Consider the following 20792-nt stretch of genomic DNA (forward strand, 5'->3'; position numbering starts at 1 on the left):
GTGTCCGTCTACCACCGCTTGAACGGCTCTGAAACGGTGGTAGACGGACACTGCTCCCGAGAAGAGCCTCCGATCGTGAGGATCTGGGGTTCGATGACCCTCCCCGCCCCTCGTTGCCGTTTGTTTCCCGCCCCTCGTTGCCGTTTGTTTCCCGCCCCTCGTTGCCGCTTCCCGACCCTTCTTGCCGTTTCCCGCCCCAATCGTCCTGAGAGTTCTGCGTCCTAGGGGGTTGGGACCCCAGAAGACGGGTCTCGGGAGGAGCAGTGTCCGTCTACCACCGCTTGAACGGCTCTGAAACGGTGGTAGACGGACACTGCTCGAGGCGAGGTGAGGCAAGGCGAGCTCGGAAGCGGAGTGAGGAGTGAAGAGGAGCTTGGAGGCGGAGGTGTTCGGGGATGGGGCGAGGCAAGAGTGGTGGCGGGACGGGGCAAGCGGAGTTCGTCGGAGTCCTTCCGCGCCCGGCGGCGAGTCCGTAGGGTCGTGAGCATGTTCTCGAACCTCTCCGTGGGTGCGCTCGGACTCGACATCGACTTTCCATCAGCGATCGAGCTCGCGCAGGAGCATGGGTTCGGCGGCATCGACCCCGACGCCAGGCATCTCGCGGCCCTGCACGCGGCGGGAGGGGCGAGAGCTGTCGCCGACCTCGCGGATGAGGTGCACGGAAGGGGCCTGAGCTGGGGGATCGCCGGGCTTCCGCTGGCACTGGATGCGTCGGCGGAGGAGTTCCGGACTGACCTCGCCGCTCTCCCGTCGGCCCTCGAGCCGCTGGTCGCGGCGGGCGTGACCCGAGTGGGCACCTGGGTGCGGCCGATGCATGACGAGCTCGATCATCGGCAGAACTGGCGCCTCCACCTGGGGCGCGTCGCGCTCGTCGGTCAGCTGCTCGCCGACGCCGGGATGCGGCTGGGGCTCGAGTACATCGGACCCAAGACCTTCTGGTCGACCGAGAGGTTCCCCTTCATCCACTCGCTGCGGGAGATGCGCGAGCTGATCGCGGAGAGCGGCTGCGGGAACGTCGGGCTCATCCTCGACAGCTTCCACTGGTACACCGCGGGAGAGAGCGCTGACGATCTCGAGGGCCTCACCGACGCCGACATCGTCTCCGTCGACGTCAACGATGCGCCTCAGGGGCTGGAGCGCGATGAGCAGAAGGATCTCGAGCGGCGTCTGCCGTGGGACACCGGCGTCATCGACCTCGAAGGATTCACGTCGGCGCTGCACGCTGCGGGCTGCTCGGGCCCGGTGAAGGCGGAGCCGTTCCTCTCGGATCACGGAGGCGCGAGCACCGCGGAGGTCCTCGCCGACGTCTCCGACCGGCTCGAGCAAGTCATCGCCCCGCGCTGAGGCTGGCCCCGGGCACGGCTCGTCCAGGAGAACGTCGCCGAAGCCCGAAGCCCGAAGCCCGAAGCCCGAAGCCCGAAGCCCGGAGCCCGGCGCGGCCCGGTCCGGGTCAGTCGGTGCTGAGGGATGAGGTGCCGGGCAGGCCGGGGAGGAGCGCCTGGACCTCGTCGGCCTCGATGGCGCGGTCGAGGACGAGCGCAGTGACGGCGACGTCGATCCAGGTGCCGCGGGGGATGTCCAGCGGCTGCTGCCAGGCCAGGGAGGTCGCCACGCCCACGTAGTCCGTCGAGCGCACGAACCAGGGGTCGATGCGACCCTGTGCGGCGGCGTCCTGGATCATCACGAGGCTCGACCAGGCGTCGCCGTGGCGGCGCTGGATGATGACGAAGGGGTGCTCCGAGCCATGGGCGGCGGCCTCGCCGGTGCCGCCGGGGACGACGATGCGGGCCTCGTCGGTCGAGGGCAGGCGCCAGAACAGTCCGCCGTAGCCGGCGCCCATGCGTCCGCGGACGGCGGGGCTGGTGATGCGGACGTCCTCGTCGTCGGCCTGGAGGCGGGAGGACCAGACGAGACCCCAGCCCTCCGGTGCGGTCGAGCTCCCCGATCCGGTCGGGCCTCCCGGGACGGGGAGGATGAAGGCGCTCTGGCGGCGGCGCTCGCGCAGCAGGTCGATGCCGTCGTGGGAGATCCAGCGGATGCTCGAGCGCAGCTCATGACCGTCCCCGACGGCGTCGATCGCCTGCACCTCCTGTCGGCCATGGTTGTTCAGGAGGGTGGAGCCGCGGCCCTCGAGGTAGGTGCGTCCGCCCCAGTAGGTGGTGCCGTTGGCGTCGGAGACGGTCAGGGAGACCCCGAAGTGGTGACGGTGGTCGAACGGATTGGTGACCGTCATGGCCCGGCCCTGCAGGGTGCGCACCGGGTGCAGGTGCGGACGCGGGCTGTGCAGCGGCGCCATGGTCGCGCCGGTGACGGCGGCCGCGAGCATGTCGCCACCGTGCAGGAGCGTCCAGTCGGCGCCCTCCTTCACCCAGCCCAGGGGCCTGTGGGAAGGGCTGGCGGGGGCGGAGGCGGCGCTGGAGGGCGAGGCGGGCTGCGGGATCGGGATCCGCGAGGGCGGCACCCGCCCGGTGCTGTCCCCGATCACGAGAGTGGGGGCGACGAGCACGCTGTCCTGGGGCCCCTGCAGGCTCTGCGGACCCTGGCCGCGCGCGATCCGCTGATGGAGGAGCGACCAGGCGACCGCGCCGATGTCCGTGCCGCCCTGGCCGACGGTGGTCAGCGAGGGCACGGCGAAGCGGGCCAGCTCGATGTCGTCGACGCCGGTGACGGACAGGTCCCGCGGGACGCTCACGCCGAACTCGTTCAGCCGGGCGAGGATCCCGAAGGCGAGGAGGTCGTTGAAGGCGAGGACGGCGGTCGCCCCCGAGTCGAGGACCGCCTCGGCGGCGTTGTAGCCGGCGCGCATGGTCGATCCGGCAGGGAGGGTGCGCACCTGCATCTCGGGGTTCGCCTCGCGCATCGCCCCGAGCGCCGCGACGCGCGCATGGTTGGCGACGCTCCCCGGAGGACCCGCGACGTACAGGAAGTCGCGGTGGCCGTAGGAGAGCAGGTGCTCGGCGAGCTCCTGGATGCCTCGCGCATAGTCCACGCCGACGGTGGCGACTCCCGGGACCGAGCAGGGGCGGTTCACCACGATCACGGGCGCGACCTGTGTGACCAGGGAGTTCAGGTCCTCCTCGCTCATGCGCGGGGACACCAGCACCACGGCGTCGCAGCGCTGACGGGCGTCGCGCGCGATCCGCGCCTCGTGCTCGGGCTCGCCCGCCTCGGCGACGAGCACGCTGTAGCCGTCGGCCTCGGCGGCCTTCGCCACGCCTCGCAGGATCGTCTGGAACAGCGGGTTGCCGAGGTCGGGGACGACGAGGGCGACGGTGAGGGTGCGTCCGATGGAGAGGTTCCGGGCGGTCACGTTGGGCCGGTAGTCGAGGCGCTGGGCGGCCTCGCGGACGCGCTCGCCGATCGTCGGATCGACGCTCGTGCGGCCGTTGAGCACGCGCGAGACGGTCGCCCGCGACACCCCGGCCGCCTCCGCGACCTGGGTGATGGTGGGCCCTCCGCTGCCTCGGGGCATCACACCTCAGCTCCTTCCCGAACTCCTGCTCGGCGGACCTCGACCGGTCCGAAGGTCGCCCGCCGCCGTCCGACGGGCGCTCCGAGCTGGCCGTCCGCCGCGGCGAACAGGCCGATCTCGGCTCCGATCCAGTGTCCCTCCGTGGCCTGCCAGCCTGCCAGCAGCGTCTGCCCGTCGGCGATGAGGGTCACCCGGCCGGTCGCGTCGATCTCCGCAGTGAGCTCCACCCGCACAGGTCCGTCGGCCGCGAGCGGACGGTGCACGGCCAGCTCCTCGTCGGCATCGTCGGTGCCCATGGTGCCGCTGACCAGGGCGATGCCCTCGGGGGTGCGGCGCAGTCCTGCCCAGGCGTAGGAGTGTCCGAGCACGACGATCCCGGCGCGCTCGGCGGCCGACGGAAGCTCCGAGGAGCCCAGTCTCAGCGTCGTCGTCCAGCGGCTGGGCGTGCCGGGGACCTGCTGGCCGAGGACCGCACCGAGATCGCGCAGGTCGCCGCGCGTGCATGCGGCGAAGCCGAGGTGCAGGGATCCGTCCCCGGGCAGGTCGATCCAGTCGGGGCGAGGGTTCGCCTGCCAGTGCCATCGCGGATGCAGGACGGGGGAGGAGAAGGCGTCGGAGCGCTGCGGCTCGCGGCAGTCGTCCGTCGGCGCAGCCCCGGCCCCTGCTCCGAGCTCGGGGACGACGGCGACGGGCTGACCCCGCAGGTCGTCGATCGCCTCGCCGACGCGCGGCCAGCCGTCCTCGCCGAAGCGGACGGGCTGGACATGGGTGACGCGGCCGAAGACCCCGCGGTCCTGGAAGTGCAGGAACCACCAGGCGCCGTGCTCGTCGTCGACGAGCGCACCCTGATGGGGTCCGTTGACGGCGGTCGACCCCCGCTCGAGGACGATCCGGTGCTCCCAGGGGCCGCGGAGGTCGTCGGCCCGGAAGACGACCTGGTAGCCGTCGGTGACGCCGCCGGCGGGCGCCCAGATCCAGTAGCTGCCGTGCATCCGGTAGATCTTCGGGCCCTCGAGGGTGAGCATGCCCTCGAGATCGGCGCCGTCGATGATGATCTCGCCGGGCCCGAGCGGCTCCCGCAGGTCGGGAGTGACCTCGATGAGCGTCAGACGGTTCTTCACCCGGGCGCGTGAGCGGGCCCAGCCATGGACGAGATAGGTGCGTCCGTCGTCGTCCCACAGCGGACAGGGGTCGATGAGGCCTCGGCCGGGCAGCAGCAGGTGCGGCTCCTCCCAGGGGCCGGCGGGGTCGTCGGCGCTGACGACGAAGATGCCGTGGTCGGGATCGGGATAGACGATGTGGAACCGGCCGTCGTGCTCGCGGATGCTCGGAGCCCACACTCCGGAGCCGCGGCGGGGGAGCGCATAGTGATCGGTCGGCGGCAGTGCGGGCAGCGCGTTGGTGACGTGCTCCCAGTCCACGAGATCGCGGGAGCGCAGCATCGGCAGGCCCGGGGCGCGGTTGAAGCTCGAGGCGGCCATCCAGAACTCCGAGCCGACGCGGATCGCGTCGGGATCCGGCCAGTCGGCGTCGAGGACGGGGTTCGAGCGGCGGTGCATGCGGACTCCTGGGATGCGTGCGGATGCGTGCGATGTGCGTGCGCGGATATGTGCGCGGGGCGGGCGACGATGCCGTGGAACCGGGCGGAGATCGGTTTCTCGCGCCGTGTGGCGGCCCACAGTATCAGGCGATGGGAGCGGCCCTGCAGAGACCTCATCGGAGCGGTCGAGAAGCAGCTCGAGCACGCCTCGAGACCCTGCGTCACGGGACGAGACCATTCTGTGATCACGCTATGACCAGGGAATTCAGAGTGCATCTCGTGGAGGTCAGCACGTCGGGAGGAAAGTGCTCGCTCGATCCTGTTGACAGCCCGCAGGGCGGGCCGCACACTGGTCGGCACGCGGTGAGACCGGTTTCTGATCGGTTTCCCACGGAGCGAGCGGGACCCCGATGGAGGGGCTTCCCGGAAGCGGTCCGATCTGATCAGGTCTGGTCCGCCCCGCCCGTCGGAGCCGCGATCCGACACTCGACGAGGAGCGTGGAACGCCGATGGTGGCAGATCCTTCGACCGTCCCTGCGACGGGGCCCGCGATGCCAGCGGGTGCCGGCTCGGGCACGACCATCACCCCGCGCAAGCGGTCCACCTGGTCCCAGGTCTGGCGCCTGCGAGCCCTCTATCTCATGGTGCTGCCGGGCGTGGTCTACTTCCTCGTCTTCAAGTACGTGCCCATGGGCGGCCTCATCATCGCCTTCCAGGACTACAAGCCGTTCCTCGGGATCCTGGGCAGCCCATGGGTGGGCTTCGAGCACTTCGTGCGCCTGTTCACCGAGGACACGTTCTTCATGCTGCTGCGCAACACCCTGGTGCTGTCGCTGCTGCTGATGGTGATCTCGTTCCCGGTGCCGATCGTGCTCGCGCTGCTGCTGAACGAGCTGCGCAGCCGCATCTTCCAGCGCAGCATCCAGACGATCATCTACATCCCGCACTTCATGTCGTGGGTCATCGTCGTCTCGATCTTCTACGTCATGCTCACCACCGACGGCGGTGCGATCAACAACCTCATCGTCGCTGCGGGAGGGCAGCCCATCGGGTTCCTCACCGATCCCGACTGGCTGCGACCGATGTACGTCTTCCAGCACATCTGGCGCACCGCCGGCTGGGGCACGATCGTCTACCTCGCGGCGCTCACCGCCGTGGACATGAACCTCTACGAGGCGGCCGAGATCGACGGCGCGAACCGCTGGCGCCAGACCTGGCACATCACCCTGCCGGCGATCCGCCCCACCATCATCGTGCTGTTCATCCTCTCGATCGGCGACTTCCTGGAGCTGGGCTTCGAGCACATGTTCCTGCTGCTGAACTCGATGAACCGCGAGGTCGGCGAGATCTTCGACACCTACGTGTACACGGCCGGCATCCAGAACGGGCAGCTGAGCTACTCGACCGCCGTGGGCCTGTTCAAGGGCCTCGTCGGACTGATCCTCGTCATCGGCGCCAACTCCGTCGCCAAGAAGCTCGGCGAAGAGGGCGTGTACTGACCGGCCCCCGCTGCTGACCGACCCGGCACTGCGCCGGACCCCCCACGGCCACGAGGAGGTGACCGATGTTCTCCTACGACCAGTTCTCGCAGCTGAACCGCTGGCTCGGCGGCTTCTGGCGGCTCATCATGCTGAACCTGCTGTGGATCGGCGTGACCCTCGGCGGGCTCGTCCTGGTGGGGATCGGCCCCGCCAGCTATGCACTCGCCAAGTACCTCGACCGCTGGTTCCGCCACGGCGAGACCCCGGCCATGACCAGGACCTTCTGGGCCTATGCGCGCGAGCAGGCCGGGCGGTCGATCCTCATGGGCGTGATCCTGCAGGCCGCCGCCGTCGTCATCGCCGTGAACCTCATGAGCCTGACCGACTGGTACCTGCGGGCCGCGAACCTGGGGGCGCTCGTGCTCCTCGCGGTCGTCGGCTCCTACGTCTTCTTCGTGATGGCTGCGACTGATGTCCGCGGCATCCGCCGTCAGCTCTCGGGCGCCCTGCTCCTCGGCGTCGGCTCCCTGCACTGGACGATCCTCGGGGCGACCGGGGTGGCCGTCGCCTGCTGGCTGATGACCCGGTTCGCCGTCCCCCTGCTCGTGCTGCTCGTCCCGGCGCTGCCCTTCGCCGTCGTCGCGGCGATCCTTCGCGGTGTGCTGCGCGACCTCGACGGCGCCGTGGCCGATGCGAGGGCCGGAGCGGGCCACGACCCCGAGTCCGTCCCCGGCCGCGAGTCCGTCCTCGGCCGCGAGTCCGTCCTCGACCGCGAGTCCGTCGTCGGCCGCGAGCCGGCGGACGGCTCCGAAGCCCCCTCCGGCTCCGCAGGAGCCGCCCTCCCACCGGCCGACGGCGCAGCGGCGCCGCCGTCCTTCGTCCCCGTCCCCGTCCGACGACCCGTCAGCTGACCGGGCGGCGGGGTCGCCAGCGTCGGCGCCCCCGCAGAGTCGCCCACCACCTCAGGACATCCGTCCTCCTCACCGAAAGGTCCCCGGCATGATCCAGCGCAGAACCCTCCTGAAGTCCCTTCCGCTCGCAGCGGTCGGCGCGGCCGCGCTGTCCGCGTGCGGCTCCGACTCCGACTCCGGCTCCGGCAGCTCCGGCGGTGCCCTGAGCTGGATGACCATGCTCCACACGCCCACCACCCCCGACGCCTCGGGGCCCATCGCCACAGCGCTCGCCGAGCACACCGGCCAGGAGTTCGACATCACCTGGGTCCCGGACGCCTCGAAGGAGGAGAAGATCACCGCGGCGCTGGCGTCCAACAACCTCTCCGACATCAACGTGCTGAACCAGAGCATGGCGGCGGTGCGCCAGCCGCTGCAGTCGGGCCTGTTCTGGGATGTCGAGCAGTACCTGTCGGACTTCACGAACCTCGCGGCGATCAACCCCAAGACCGTCGACGCCGCCCGCCTGGACGGCGTCCTGTACGGGGTGCCGTTCCAGAAGCCGCTGGCCCGCTACGGCGTGCTCGTGCGCCAGGACTGGCTGGACAACCTGGGCCTGGACGTCCCCCACACCGTCGAGGAGCTCGGCGAGGTCGCCCGGGCCTTCACCGAGGGCGATCCGACGGGCACCGGCGCGAGCGTCACCGGGTTCATCGACCGCCAGGAGTCCTTCGCGGTGGGCTTCCGCTCCCTCGCCGGCTACTTCGGCGCCCCGGACAAGTTCGAGCTGAGCTCCGAGGGGAAGATCGTCCCCGCCTTCACCACCGATGCGTGGAAGGAGGCGATGGAGTGGTACCGCGGGGTCTTCGAGTTCGGCGGAGTGAACCAGGAGTTCGTCACCGTCCAGAAGCAGAACCAGCAGCAGGCGATCGCGCAGGACAAGGGCGGCATCGTCGTCACCGGCCTGTTCGAGGCGAAGAACTACATGGCACTCGCCGACGAGATCAACCCCGACTCCGGTGTCGAATGGGCGCTGATCAACGACATCACCTGGGGCGATGTGCCGCGTCGCATCATCTCGGACACCAACGGCGGCATGGGCGGGCTGCTGGCGTTCAACACGCAGACCCTGAAGGAGGAGGAGGACGTCCTGCGGGGCCTGACGTTCATCGACAAGCTCCTGGACGAGGAGGCCTTCAACCTCATGACCAACGGCATCGAGGGCACCCATTACGAGGTCGACGACGACGGGGTCGTCAACATCATCGACCAGACCCTGTGGGAGCAGGAGGTGCAGCCCTACTCGAGCTCGCGGCCGTCCGACAACGTCGTGATCTACAAGTCGACCAACGAGTACACCAACCTCGCCAACGAGCTGATGGCCGAGAACGACGAGTACGCGGTCGTCAACCCCGCCCAGTCGCTGACCTCCGCGACCTATGACAGCCAGTGGGCGTCACTCGAGCAGATCGTCAACGACGCCTACAACACGTACATGGTCGGGCAGACCTCGATGAGCGACTTCGAGGCGACCATCGAGTCGATCCGCGGTCAGGGCCTGGACGACATCATCGCCGAGTACACCGAGGCGTACGAGGCCGCGAACTGACGGCCCGGGCGGGGCCCTCCTCCGGGCCCCGCCCGCACCCTCCCGTTCCTCAGCACGCACCCTCACGCGTCGCCCCGTCCACGGCGCTCCCCTCGCCCGGGCACCAGCAGCATCTCGTGAAAGGCTCCCCGTGACCCTCACCGACCAGCAGAGCACCGGCACCCCCGGAGCCGTCGACCCCGTCGCCCCTGTCGACCCCGCGGTTCCCGCGGACCCGGCGGATCTCGCCGCACCCGGCGGGGAGCTCGCCACCGCACGCCTCCAGCGGGCGATCGACGAGGCCGCCGCCCGGGGCGGCGGACGGGTGAGCGTGCCCGCGGGAGTGCATCGCACCGGGGCGCTGCGCCTGCGCTCGCACATCGAGCTGCACCTCGAGCCCGGCGCCCTCCTCCAGTTCGTCGCCGACCCCGCGCTGTACCCGATCGTCGAGGCCCGCTGGGAGGGCGTGCTCGAGCCCGTCCACTCGCCGTGCCTGTACGCCGCGGGCGAGACCGACGTCGCGATCACGGGCCTGGGCACGATCGACGGCGGCGGCGCCCGATGGTGGGAGACCTTCCGCGAGCGCCGCGAGGAGCTCGCCGCACCTCGCCCGACCCTGATCGGCCTGCACGGCTGCGAGCGCGTCACCCTCCGCGACGTGCACCTGCGCAACTCCCCGGCCTGGACCGTCCACCCGGCGCTGTGCGACACGGTCACCGTCTCCAACCTGCGGATCCTGAACCCCGCGGACTCCCCGAACACCGACGGCATCGACCCCGAGTCCTGCCGCAACGTGCACATCTCCGACTGCCACATCGACGTCGGCGACGACTGCATCGCCATCAAGGCCGGCACGGAGGGCACCGCCGAGCGCGTGCCCTGCGAGAACATCGTCATCACCAACTGCACGATGGTCCACGGCCACGGCGGGGTCGTGATCGGCTCCGAGATGGCCGGCGGCGTGCGCAACGTCGCGATCTCCACCTGCGTCTTCCAGGGCACCGATCGCGGCATCCGCATGAAGACCCGTCGCGGCCGCGGCGGCCTCGTCGAGCATGTGCGCGTGTCCACCGTGGTGATGGAGGACGTGCTGTGCCCCATCACCCTGAACTCGTTCTACTTCTGCGGGCTCGACGGGAAGCTGCCCCGCGTCGGCGACCGCAGCGCGCTCCCCGTCGACGAGGGCACGCCCCGCTTCCGCGGCCTGCGCATCTCCCAGGTCACCGCCACCGGGGTGCGCGCGAGCGCCGGCCACCTCTTCGGACTGCCCGAGGCGCCCGTCGAGGACCTCTCGATCGACGACCTCGACATCGTCTTCGCCGAGGACCCCGAGCCCGGGACGCCCGAGATGGCCGCGGGCATCGAGCCCGTCGCCCGCGAGGGCCTGCGGATCGGCTACGCCCGCGGCGCCGAGCTGCGCCGGGTGCGGATCCGCGGAGCCGACGGCGAGGTCCTCACCGCGATCGGCTGCGAGGACCTCGAGGCCGACGTCCGGGCCGTCGGCGCCCGCACGACGGGCGGGACGAGCGCGACGGGCGGGACGAGCGCGACGGCCGGGACCGGCGCGACGGACGCTGAGGCGAGGAGGGGTCATGGCGATGCTCGCTGACCGCCGCGCCGTCGGCAGGCGCTCCGGGGCCGCGGGACGGCCCGACCCTGCGGCCGGCGCTGGGCGCGCCCCGAGGATCCGCCGCACCGCTGAGCAGATCGTGGTCGTCGTCGGCCTCGTGATCGCGCTCATCGTCATGGGCGGCTTCGCGCTCGTGATCAACCAGCTCGACGAGGCGACCTTCGTCGACGTCGTCATGCCCTCCCTGTTCGCCGAGGGATCCGGGGCCGACGTCGCCGCCGCCCACGAGGCCGCGCGCACCCTCGGAGCCTGGTTCGGGGTCTCCTTCGTGGTGATGCTCGCGCTGTGCGCCGCAGGCATCGCCCAGACCCGGCTGCGGCCCGAGCGCCGCAGCCCCGGCTGGTGGTTCCTCGCCGCCGGGCTCGTCTGCCTGGTCGGGAGCCAGCTGGTGCTGTACCCGATCGCGTTCCTGTTCTTCGTCGCCGCCGGCCTGTACGCCGTGCGACGTCCCGCCTCCGAGGGGAGCACCCGATGACCACCACCCCCGTCCCCGCGGGCGGCGCCGCGAGCGCCGTCCCGAGCGCCGTCCCGAGCGCTGTGCGGAGCACCGCCCCGGTCGCCGACCTCAGCGACGTCGTCGCCGCCGAGCCGTCGGCCCCCGGCGGCGAGCCCGACGGGCGCCCGAGCCGCCTCGTCGGCGCCCCGAAGCCCAAGGGCCGTCCCCGCAGCACCGGGGAGAAGATCTTCGCGCTGGTCAACGGGATCATCCTGACCGGGTTCGCGCTGATCTGCCTGGTGCCGTTCATCCACGTGATCGGCAGCTCGTTCGCGACCCCCGGCGAGCTGGCCACGCGGAACTTCCTGCTGATCCCGCGGGAGTTCACGCTCGCCGCCTACCGCTACATCCTCTCCACGCCCACGATCTTCCGCGCCCTCGGGGTGTCGGTCTTCGTGACCGTGATCGGCACGCTGCTGAGCCTCGTGGTGACCGCGCTGATGGCCTACGCCCTCGCCAAGCCGTACCTGCTGGGCCGACGGATCATGAACTTCCTGGTCGTGTTCACGATGCTGTTCTCCGGCGGCATGATCCCCACCTTCATCGTGGTCTCGAAGCTGGGCCTGCTGGACTCCCTGTGGTCGCTGATCCTCCCGGTCACGGTGAACGCGTTCAACTTCGTGATCATGCGGAACTTCTTCGCCGGGATCCCCGACAGCCTCGAGGAGGCCGCCCGCATCGACGGCTGCTCCGAGCTGGGCGTGTTCCTGCGGATCGTGCTGCCGCTGTCGATGGCCTCCATCGCGACCATCGGCCTGTTCTATGCGGTGACCTACTGGAACACCTACATGGGTGCCGTGCTCTACATCAACGACTCGGAGAAGTGGCCCATCCAGGTGCTCCTGCGCCAGGTCGTCGTCGTCTCCTCCGGCATGAACGCCGACGCCACCGCGGTGGACGTGGTCCCGCCGGCGCAGTCGGTGAAGATGGCCGTGATCGCCGTGGCGACCCTCCCCATGCTCGCCGTCTACCCCTTCGTCCAGCGCTACTTCGTCAAGGGCGCCATGATCGGCTCGGTGAAGGGATGATCCCGGGAGACCGGGCGCAGCGACGACACGTCCAGCACTGCACGGGCTGAGCTGCCTGGAGCCTCCTGCACATGCCTACAGATGGGGCCAAGTGCAGGGAAGCGCAGGTTCCGGGTTCCCTCACTGCGGACACAGCATGACCGAGAGCCGCCCCCGACCATCCCAGCTACGACATCTGCGACATCTCCCCCGACGGAAGCAGAGGACGACGATGACCTCCCATCCCCGCACCGCATCCACCCGCACCGACTCATCCCCCACCACCTCCCTCCGATCCACCGCATTCCGCTCCACGGCATCCGGCAGCCCCGTCCGACGGCGGCGCGTCGCCCGCTCCCTCGCCGCGGCGGCCGCCGCGCTCCTGCTCGCCGTGCCGACCATGGCGACCGCAGCACCCGGCCACGGGAACGGTCAGGCGGGCGGCCACGGCTCCGGACAGAGCCAGGGGCACGGCCACGGGAACGGACATGGCCACGGGAACGGCCACGGCCACGGCCAGGGGCATGGGCATGGTCCTGGCCAGGGCGACCAGGGCCGGGCTGCGATCAGCGACCGTCAGGTGCTCGGCGAGGACGACGGCTGGGCCAGCGCGGGCGACGGCACCACCGGCGGCGCGGCGGCGACCGAGGAGCACGTCTACGACGTCTCGACCCGCTCCGAGCTGGTCGACGCGCTCGCCGACGCCGGAGACGCGCCCTCGATCATCCGCGTCCACGGCACCATCCCCGTCAACGCCGACGATGAGGGCCAGGAGATCTCCTGCGAGGAGATCGCCGAGGGCACCGGGTACGACCTCGAGGAGTACCTCGCCGCCTACGACCCCGAGGTGTGGGGCTGGGACGAGGAGCCGTCGGGCGAGCAGGAGGAGGCCCGTGCCGCGGCGGCCGCGAAGCAGGCCGCGCTGGTGAAGATCGTCGTCCCCTCGAACACCACCCTGATCGGTGCCGAGGAGGGAGCCGGGCTGACCGGGGCGAGCCTGTCCGTCAGCGGCGTCGAGAACGTGATCGTCCGCAACCTGACGCTCGCCGACACCTATGACTGCTTCCCGGCCTGGGACCCGACCGACGGCGACCTGGGCAACTGGAACAGCGAGTACGACAGCGTGCGCATCGTCGACGGCTCGACGAACGTCTGGATCGACCACAACGCCTTCACCGACCAGCCCATGACCGACGACCAGCTGCCCGAGCACTTCGGTCGCACCTATCAGCGCCATGACGGCGCCCTGGACGTCACCAACGCCTCCGATCTCGTCACGGTCAGCTGGAACAGCTTCAGCGACCACGACAAGCTCACCCTCGTCGGCTCCACCGACGATCCGGAGCGGGGCGATCCCGGGACGCTGCGCGTGACCTTCCATCACAACCTCTACGAGGGCGTCGGGCAGCGGGCCCCGCGCGTGCGCTTCGGACAGGTCGACGTCTACAACAACCACTACGTGATCAGCGAGGACCAGACGGTCGCCTACGGGTACTCCCTCGGCATCGGCTACGACTCGCACGTCTGGGCCGAGGCCAACGCCTTCGACACCGGCGGTGCCGTCGGCGCCGGACAGATCCTCTCCGTCCTGAAGGGCACGACGGTGCGCACCGAGGGCAATCTGGTCGACGGCGAGGAGGTCGACCTGCGCGAGGCCTACAACGCCCTCGCTCCGGAGGACGCCCAGCTCACCGAGGACGACAGCTGGCAGCCGACCCTGCGCGCCCGCGTCGACGATGCGGAGGACGTCGCCGAGACCGTCGGCTCCTGGGCGGGACCCCAGTACGGTGAAGCTCCTGAGCAGATCGAGGAGGACTGCTGATGAGCACCCACCGGAACCCCCGACCCGATGCCCCACGATCAGGCGCCCGGCGATCAGGCGCTCCACGACCCCAGATCGCACAGCCGGAGGCTCCGCACTCCGGACGTCCACAGCCGGATGCCCCCGAGTCCGACGCCCGGGCGCCCGGAGCCCGACAGTCCGGCGTGACCCGTCGCGGTCTCGCCCTCGCCTTCGGGTTCTTCGCCGGCACCGCAGTCCTCGCCGCCGGGATCGGCAGCGGCAGCGGGCCTGCTGTCTCGACTCGGAGCATCGGCAGCGGGAGTGGTCCCGCCTCCGCCCTCGACGCGGGATCTCTCCGCGGCGACGATGTCGTCGAGGACAGCGGTCTGTGACGACGAGGACGGCCGACGACGGGCGGGCGCGGACACCGGAGACGGACCGCGCCCGCCTGCGTGAGCTCCTGGCTCTCGGGCCCGGCCATTCAGGACGCGCCGAGGCGATCGTCGTCGGACCTGACGGAGCACCCGTCGGCTCTGGCATGTCCGTCGGCCGCCGGACCGGCGCCGGAGCGCCCGCCCTCGTCGGCGTCCGGCCCGCCGGCGCGGCCGACGATCCGGCGCAGGACATCCCGGCGCTCCTGCTGCGCCCCGCGCCCCAGGACGACATCGGTGCCGGGGTCGTGCTGATCGCCGGTCACGGTCGCGGCATCGACGACCTCGTGCGCACCGACCCGGCCGACGACTACCACGGCGGCCTCGCGCACTCGCTCGCTGCCGCCGGGTTCACGGTGCTGTGCCCGGAGATGATCTCCTTCGGCCGACGCCGCGTCCCCCGCCCCGAGGGCGCCGCCCCCTATGAGGACGGCGAGAACTCCTGCGGCATCGACGCCGCCCGCCATCTGCTGCACGGCCGACCCGTGATGGGTGCGCGTGTCGCCGACGCCCGCCTCGCGGCCTCGGCCCTGCGGGCCCTCGACGGCATCGATCCCTCGCGGATCGCCGTCGCCGGCGGCTCCGGCGGCGGCGCCGTCTCCCTTCTCCTCGCAGCGACCGACGAGTCGATCGCAGGAGCCCTGGTCGCGACCTACTTCTCGTCGTTCGCGGCGAGCATCTGCTCCATCCGGCACTGCCCCTGCAACATCATCCCCGGGCTCCTCGACGCGCAGGGCGCCGACGGTGCCGGCGCGGCCGCCGGTGCTGGAGCCCTCGAGATGGCGGACATCGCTGCGCTCGTCGCTCCGCGGGCGCTCGTGCTCGAAGCGGGGGAGAGGGACCCGATCTTCCCCATCGCCGCAACCCGCGAGTCGTTCGCGCAGATCGACCCGCTCGGCCACGCCCAGCTCGTGGTGACCGGCGAGGGGCACCGGTTCGTCGGCGACGAGTCCGTGCGCCTGCTCGCCGACGCGATGGCCTGAGACGCGATGGCCTGAACGGCCCATCGTCGGGCCCGGGGGCGTCGAGCCCGGGAACGTCGGGCCTGGGGACGTCGGGCCTGGGGATGTCGGGCCTGCCGGAGGGTGGCCGTCGCCACACCGTTCCGAATTATGAACTGGGCGCCTTGCCAAAATGCCGGTCTCTGGCACATGCTCCTTGTCCTGAGGCCCTCGGCGCGGCCGGTCCTGGGATCGGTGCCGCCTCGAGGGAGACGGCGGACGACGGGACCGGAGGCGCACGATGACGGACGAGCGGACGGCTGCACGAGCCGCCGAGCTGGTTGCTGGGCCGGGTGCTGGACCGAGCTCCGGATGGGGGAGCGGACGGCCCGTCGGGAGCGCGGTGGTGCTGGGAGGGAGCATCGCGGGACTGCTCGCCGCATCGGTGCTGGCAGAGCGCTCGATCGAGGTCACGATCATCGACCGGGACGAGCTCGCTGTCGACGCGCCCCGAGTGTTCGAGGCGCGGCGCGGCGTGCCCCAGGGCGAGCAGACCCACCACCTGCTCGCACTCGGAGCCGCGCGGCTCGAGGAGCTGCTGCCCGGGCTCGAGTCCGAGCTGATCGCCGAAGGCTGCACGAAGCGCGACGACCTGGCCGACGCGATCCGCTGGCAGGGGGAGTCCTGGCGCGCCCGCGTCACCAGCGAACTGCGGCCCGTGTGCTTCACCCGCCCCGTGCTCGAGGGCGTGATCCGACGGCGCGTGCTCGCGCTGCCCGGTGTTCGGGCGGTCCAGGGTGCGGCCTCCGGCCTGATCCTGTCCGACGACGGCTCTACCGTGATCGGCGCCGAGGTGAAGGGCTGTCGAGTGGCCGACGAGCTCCCCGACGGCCGAGCACTCGGCGACATCGTCATCGACGCCTCCGGCCGCAGCACCCGCACCCCGCAGTGGCTCGAGGCCCTCGGCTTCGACCGTCCGACGACCTCCACCGCCTGGGTCCACATGGGCTACACCTGCTATCGCGTGCGGCTCGCCGAAGGAGCCCTCCCCGAGGGTGTCTCCACCATCCTCAGCCCGCCGGCGTCCGTCACCGCGTCGTCGGATGGCAGCGCGTCACCCGATGGCAGCGCGTCACCCGATGGCAGCGCGTCGTCGGATGGCACAGCGTCGTCGGATGGCAGCCCGATCGCCGTGCACCTGCGCGACGTCGGACGCGGCGAGCACATGGTCATCGCCTACGGCGTCGGACGGAACTATCCGCCGACCGACGTCGAGGCCATCCTCGAGATCGCCGAGCAGCTGCCGACGCCGCTCATCGCACGCGCCCTCCGCGGTGCCGAGCAGCTCAGCGAACCCGCCTCCTCCCGTGCCGCGAGCGACCACCGCCTGCTCTGGGAGCAGTCGCTGAATCAGCCCGAGGGCCTCATCCACATCGGTGACGCGGCCGCCGCCTACAACCCCTCTTCCGGGCAGGGCATGACCATGACCGCTGTCGCCGCGACCGTCCTGCGCGATCTGCTGGCCACGGAGGCGCTCGAGGCTGCCGCCCCGATGCCCGACGTCCTGCGGTCGACCGGCTTCGCCCGCCGCTTCCAGTCCGCCCTCTCGCCGCACCTCGACGACGCCTGGCAGGCCGTCGTCCGCGCCGACGCCCGCATTCCCGGCGCGAAGCTCGAGAACGTCGAGCTCCCCGAGCCCCTGACCCCCGAGCTGCTCGCCGCCGCGGCCTCTCTGCAGGCCGCCGATCCTGCCTTCGCCCTCGAGGCCGCCCGCGCGACCCACTGGATCCGTCCCGACTGGATCTACGAGAAGCCCGTCCGCGACCGCCTCGAGGCCTGGATCGCCGCAGGTCGCGAGGTTCCCGGGCATCGGACCGATCCGCGGCACGTGCCGGAGGCCATCGAGGCCGCTGACGCCGCCACCGTCGGCCGCTGACCGGTCGCTGAGCTGCTGCTTGGTCTGCTGTTGCCTGCTGTTGGGCTTGCTGATCTGCTGTTGGGCTTGCTGATCTGCTGCTTCGGGCCTGCTGGTTGCTGCTGAGCTGGTGCCGGGCGGGTGCTGGGTGGGGTCTTGTCCATGATCGGAAGGTCAGCGGCACCTGCCTCGCCCTGGGGGAGGCAGGTGCCGCTCATCTACCAATCCTGGACAGTGGCGCCGCTCATCTACCGATTCTGGACAGCGGAGTCGGGGAGACGGGATGGCCGGGCCGGGGAGACGGGGCGGCCGGTCCGGGGAGACGTGGGACAGCAGGGCCGGGGAGACGTGGGACAGCAGGGCCGGGGAGACGTGGGACAGCAGGGCCGGGGCAGCAGGGGCACCACGGTCGGGCAGGGAGGCCTGGGTCGGGCAGGGGAACTGGCCGCCGGGGCGGGGTCGATCGAGGTCACCGGAGCCGGGCTCCTGACGGGGTTGAGCCCGTGAGATCCGGCCGACAATCATGGTCCTCACCTCATGGGTGAGGCTCTTGACGCCTTTCTGCCGTACGTTGAAGGGTGTGGATGCTGCTGCGTCCGCGGCGACGACCGCTGCGACGCGCGCTCCTCCTAGACCTGAGTCCCTGTCCCTTCGACGATTGCGAATCCTTCATGACCTCTGACTCACGTACGTCCTCACGCCCTGATACCCGAGGAGAAGCACGCGGCGACAACCGCAGCGAGACCCGCGGCGACAACCGCAACGACGGTCGCGGCGAGCAGCGCGGGGAGAAGGGCTCCGATGCCCGCTCCTCGCGCGGCTCCCGCAAGGGCTCCCGCGGATCGCGGTCCGCCTCCCGTCGCGCCCAGAACCAGGGCGGTCTGCCGCGCCTGCCCAAGAAGGGCCTGCGTATCACGCCCCTCGGCGGCCTCGGCGAGGTGGGCCGGAACATGACGGTGTTCGAGCACGCCGGCAAGCTCATGATCGTCGACTGCGGCGTGCTCTTCCCGGAGGAGCATCAGCCCGGCATCGACGTGATCCTCCCGGACTTCACCTCGATCCGCGACCGTCTCGACGACATCGAGTGCATCGTCCTCACGCATGGCCACGAGGACCATATCGGCGGTGTCCCGTACCTCCTCAAGGAGCGCGAGGACATTCCGGTGATCGGCTCGCAGCTGACGCTGGCGTTCGTCACGGCGAAGCTCAAGGAGCATCGCATCACCCCGGTGACCATCGAGGTTGAGGCCGGAGACCGCCGCAAGCAGGGCGTGTTCGACCTTGAGTTCGTGGCCGTGAACCACTCGATCCCCGATGCGCTCGCCGTCGCGATCCGCACCTCGGCGGGCATGGTGCTGTGCACCGGCGACTTCAAGATGGACCAGTTCCCGCTGGATGATCGCATCACGGACCTGCGCGCCTTCGCCCGCCTCGGCGAGGAGGGCGTGGACCTGTTCATGACGGACTCGACGAACGCCGAGGTCCCCGGCTTCACGATGTCGGAGCGGGACCTCACCCCGGCGATCGACCGCGTGTTCGCGACGTCGCCGCGCCGGATCATCGTCTCGAGCTTCGCCAGCCACGTCCACCGCATCCAGCAGGTGCTCGACGCCGCCCATGCGGCGGGCCGCAAGGTGGCCTTCGTGGGCCGGTCGATGGTGCGCAACATGGCGATCGCCCGCGACCTCGGCTACCTCGACATCCCCAAGGGGCTGGTGGTCGACTTCCGCAAGATCCAGAACATGGCCGACGACCGGATCACCCTGATCTGCACCGGTTCCCAGGGCGAGCCCATGGCTGCGCTCGCGCGCATGGCCAACGGCGACCACCAGATCCAGGTGGGCGAGGGCGACACCGTCCTCATGGCCTCCTCGCTGATCCCCGGCAACGAGAGCGCCATCTACGGGATCATCAACAAGCTCACGGACCTCGGCGCGAACATCGTCCACAAGGGCAACGCGAAGGTGCACGTCTCCGGGCATGCGAGCGCCGGCGAGCTCGTGTACTGCTACAACATCGTGCGGCCCCGGAACGTGATGCCGGTGCACGGTGAGTCCAAGCATCTGCATGCCAACGCGGAGCTCGCCCGACGCACCGGTGTGGCCGACGAGAACGTCGTCATCGCGAAGGACGGCAGCGTCGTCGACCTGGTCGACGGTCGCGCGAAGATCGTCGGCGAGGTGACCGCCGGGCTGGTGTACGTCGACGGGCAGACCATCGGCGCCGCCACCGAGGACACCCTCGCCGAGCGGCGCCTGCTCTCCGGCGGCGGCGTCGTCACCGTGGTCGCCCTCATCGACCCCGACACCTACGAGCCGGTCGAGCCGGTCGAGTTCCTCACGAAGGGCTTCGTGCACGACAAGCGCACCTTCGAGGGCGTCAACGCTCAGGTCGCGAAGGCGCTCGCCCGCGCCAAGTCGGAGAACGTCGAGGAGATCGCCGACATCGAGGAGATCGTCGTCGACACCGTCTCGAGCTACCTGCGCCGCAACACGCGCCGCGAGCCGGCCGTGATGGCCGTCGTCGTCGACGCCTGACCCACCCGGCCCGGCCGGTGTGCCGGACCGTGCTGCTGCCGCGGGCGGCGCTCCCTCACGGGGCGCCGCCCGCGGCGCGTTCCGGGGTGGGCGCGGGTCCTGTTCGGGGCCGATGGGGCACCCGAGAGGGGGCGCGCGGCCGACGGGGCGCCCGAGACAGAGCGCAGGGCCGACGGGGCACCTGCGATGAGGGCTCAGGTGCGGTGCTCGGCGCGATGGGCCGACGGGCTCCTCCCGCGCAGCGCCCGGAACCGGCGCGAGAAGTACAGCGGATCGGCGAACCCCACCCGGTGCGCGATCTCGGCGACGGGATCCGGGGTCAGCTCGAGCAGGCGCGCGGCGAGCTCCATCCGCTGCGCCTCGACGAAGCGGGCGGGGGAGGTGCCCACCTGCGCGGTGAACAGGTGGGTGAGCCGTGAGGGGGACAGGTGCGCGACGCGGGCGAGCGCGGCGGCATCGAGGGACTCGGCGAGATGGGCGTCGATGTGCTCGAGCACGGCGAGGACGCGCTCGTCCAGGCGGTGGCGGAGCGGGTTCTGCGTGTCGTACCAGAGCAGCGCCTCCTCGAGCCCGTTCAGCGCGAACAGCTCCGCGCTGCCCATCCCCACGCGCACGGCACGGGCCGCGGAGCGCAGGGCCCGCCGCACCCGGGCCTCGACCTCGGCGCCGAGGTGGATCCGGCCGAGGCCCGGCGCGGCCTCCGGCCAGTCCAGCAGGGCGAGCCAGGGCGCGGGCGGGTGCACGTGCGCGAACAGCAGCTGCCACCGCCCGACGGCAGGGTCGGTGCCGTAGTCCTGCAGGGTGCCCGGCCGCAGTAGCACCGCCTCGCCGGGACCGATCCGGTGCACGGATCCGTCCTCCCCATGGACGAGCCCGGCGCCCGCGACGGTGTGCAGCAGCAGGTGGTCGGTGGTGCCACGGGAGCGGAGGATGCGGTAGTCGGCGGACTGGTCGAGCTCGCCGAGCAGCACCCGGTCCGTCGCCGGCGGCGGCATCTCCACCGCCCGCACCTGCGCATGCCGGGCGGGCAACGTCGCTGGCGCAGCAGCAGGATCGTCCATGTCCTCGCCCCTTCCTCGCC

Annotated in this window: 15 protein-coding genes; 12 read left to right on the top strand and 3 right to left on the bottom strand. The window is 71.1% G+C overall.

Annotated features, from left to right (window positions below; genetic code table 11):
* Nucleotides 1-486 precede the first annotated feature (486 nt).
* Nucleotides 487-1344: a sugar phosphate isomerase/epimerase family protein gene (locus tag ACZ5AJ_RS15610; RefSeq protein ID WP_464135959.1), complete on the top strand. Its 858-nt coding sequence runs from the start codon at nt 487-489 to the stop codon at nt 1342-1344.
* A 106-nt stretch (nt 1345-1450) separates the two neighbouring features.
* Here the strand turns inward: ACZ5AJ_RS15610 and ACZ5AJ_RS15615 are convergent, their stop codons facing one another.
* Nucleotides 1451-3472 carry a DUF6807 family protein gene (locus ACZ5AJ_RS15615; protein WP_464135960.1) on the bottom strand — a complete coding sequence of 674 codons (2022 nt, stop codon included), beginning with the start codon at nt 3470-3472 and terminating at the stop codon, nt 1451-1453.
* Nucleotides 3472-5031, bottom strand: coding sequence for a glycoside hydrolase family 43 protein (locus tag ACZ5AJ_RS15620; RefSeq protein WP_464135961.1), 1560 nt, complete (start codon nt 5029-5031; stop codon nt 3472-3474). The genes ACZ5AJ_RS15615 and ACZ5AJ_RS15620 overlap by 1 nt, the downstream gene beginning before the upstream one ends.
* 490 nt (nt 5032-5521) lie before the next feature.
* On the opposite strand from ACZ5AJ_RS15620, the gene ACZ5AJ_RS15625 reads away from it, so the two are divergent.
* The 11 genes from ACZ5AJ_RS15625 (at nt 5522) to ACZ5AJ_RS15675 (ending at nt 19711) form a co-directional block, all read left to right on the top strand.
* Nucleotides 5522-6511: an ABC transporter permease gene (locus tag ACZ5AJ_RS15625; protein ID WP_464135962.1), complete on the top strand. Its 990-nt coding sequence runs from the start codon at nt 5522-5524 to the stop codon at nt 6509-6511.
* A 65-nt stretch (nt 6512-6576) separates the two neighbouring features.
* Nucleotides 6577-7404 carry a YesL family protein gene (locus tag ACZ5AJ_RS15630; protein ID WP_464135963.1) on the top strand — a complete coding sequence of 276 codons (828 nt, stop codon included), beginning with the start codon at nt 6577-6579 and terminating at the stop codon, nt 7402-7404.
* 88 nt (nt 7405-7492) lie between these two features.
* A complete protein-coding gene (locus ACZ5AJ_RS15635; RefSeq protein ID WP_464135964.1) occupies nt 7493-8992 on the top strand; it encodes an extracellular solute-binding protein in 1500 nt (499 codons plus the stop codon).
* 130 nt (nt 8993-9122) lie between these two features.
* Nucleotides 9123-10580: a glycoside hydrolase family 28 protein gene (locus ACZ5AJ_RS15640; RefSeq protein ID WP_464135965.1), complete on the top strand. Its 1458-nt coding sequence runs from the start codon at nt 9123-9125 to the stop codon at nt 10578-10580.
* Nucleotides 10564-11076, top strand: a complete 513-nt coding sequence (locus ACZ5AJ_RS15645; RefSeq protein ID WP_464135967.1) for a hypothetical protein — start codon at nt 10564-10566, stop codon at nt 11074-11076. Before ACZ5AJ_RS15640 ends, ACZ5AJ_RS15645 begins: the two co-directional genes overlap by 17 nt.
* Nucleotides 11073-12125, top strand: a complete 1053-nt coding sequence (locus ACZ5AJ_RS15650; RefSeq protein ID WP_464135968.1) for a carbohydrate ABC transporter permease — start codon at nt 11073-11075, stop codon at nt 12123-12125. Before ACZ5AJ_RS15645 ends, ACZ5AJ_RS15650 begins: the two co-directional genes overlap by 4 nt.
* 211 nt (nt 12126-12336) lie before the next feature.
* On the top strand, nt 12337-13926 hold the full coding sequence (locus ACZ5AJ_RS15655) for a pectate lyase family protein (protein WP_464135969.1): 1590 nt from the start codon (nt 12337-12339) through the stop codon (nt 13924-13926).
* A 164-nt stretch (nt 13927-14090) separates the two neighbouring features.
* Nucleotides 14091-14279 carry a hypothetical protein gene (locus tag ACZ5AJ_RS15660; RefSeq protein ID WP_464135970.1) on the top strand — a complete coding sequence of 63 codons (189 nt, stop codon included), beginning with the start codon at nt 14091-14093 and terminating at the stop codon, nt 14277-14279.
* Complete coding sequence (locus ACZ5AJ_RS15665) at nt 14276-15301, top strand: acetylxylan esterase (RefSeq protein WP_464135971.1); 1026 nt, start codon at nt 14276-14278, stop codon at nt 15299-15301. The genes ACZ5AJ_RS15660 and ACZ5AJ_RS15665 overlap by 4 nt, the downstream gene beginning before the upstream one ends.
* 364 nt (nt 15302-15665) lie before the next feature.
* Nucleotides 15666-17195, top strand: a complete 1530-nt coding sequence (locus ACZ5AJ_RS15670; protein WP_464135972.1) for an FAD-dependent monooxygenase family protein — start codon at nt 15666-15668, stop codon at nt 17193-17195.
* A 650-nt stretch (nt 17196-17845) separates the two neighbouring features.
* Nucleotides 17846-19711 carry a ribonuclease J gene (locus tag ACZ5AJ_RS15675; RefSeq protein WP_464135973.1) on the top strand — a complete coding sequence of 622 codons (1866 nt, stop codon included), beginning with the start codon at nt 17846-17848 and terminating at the stop codon, nt 19709-19711.
* A gap of 194 nt (nt 19712-19905) precedes the next feature.
* Here ACZ5AJ_RS15675 and ACZ5AJ_RS15680 read toward each other — a convergent pair whose 3' ends face one another.
* Nucleotides 19906-20772: a helix-turn-helix domain-containing protein gene (locus ACZ5AJ_RS15680; protein ID WP_464135974.1), complete on the bottom strand. Its 867-nt coding sequence runs from the start codon at nt 20770-20772 to the stop codon at nt 19906-19908.
* Nucleotides 20773-20792: the final 20 nt, after the last annotated feature.

Source organism: Brachybacterium zhongshanense (assembly GCF_055385755.1).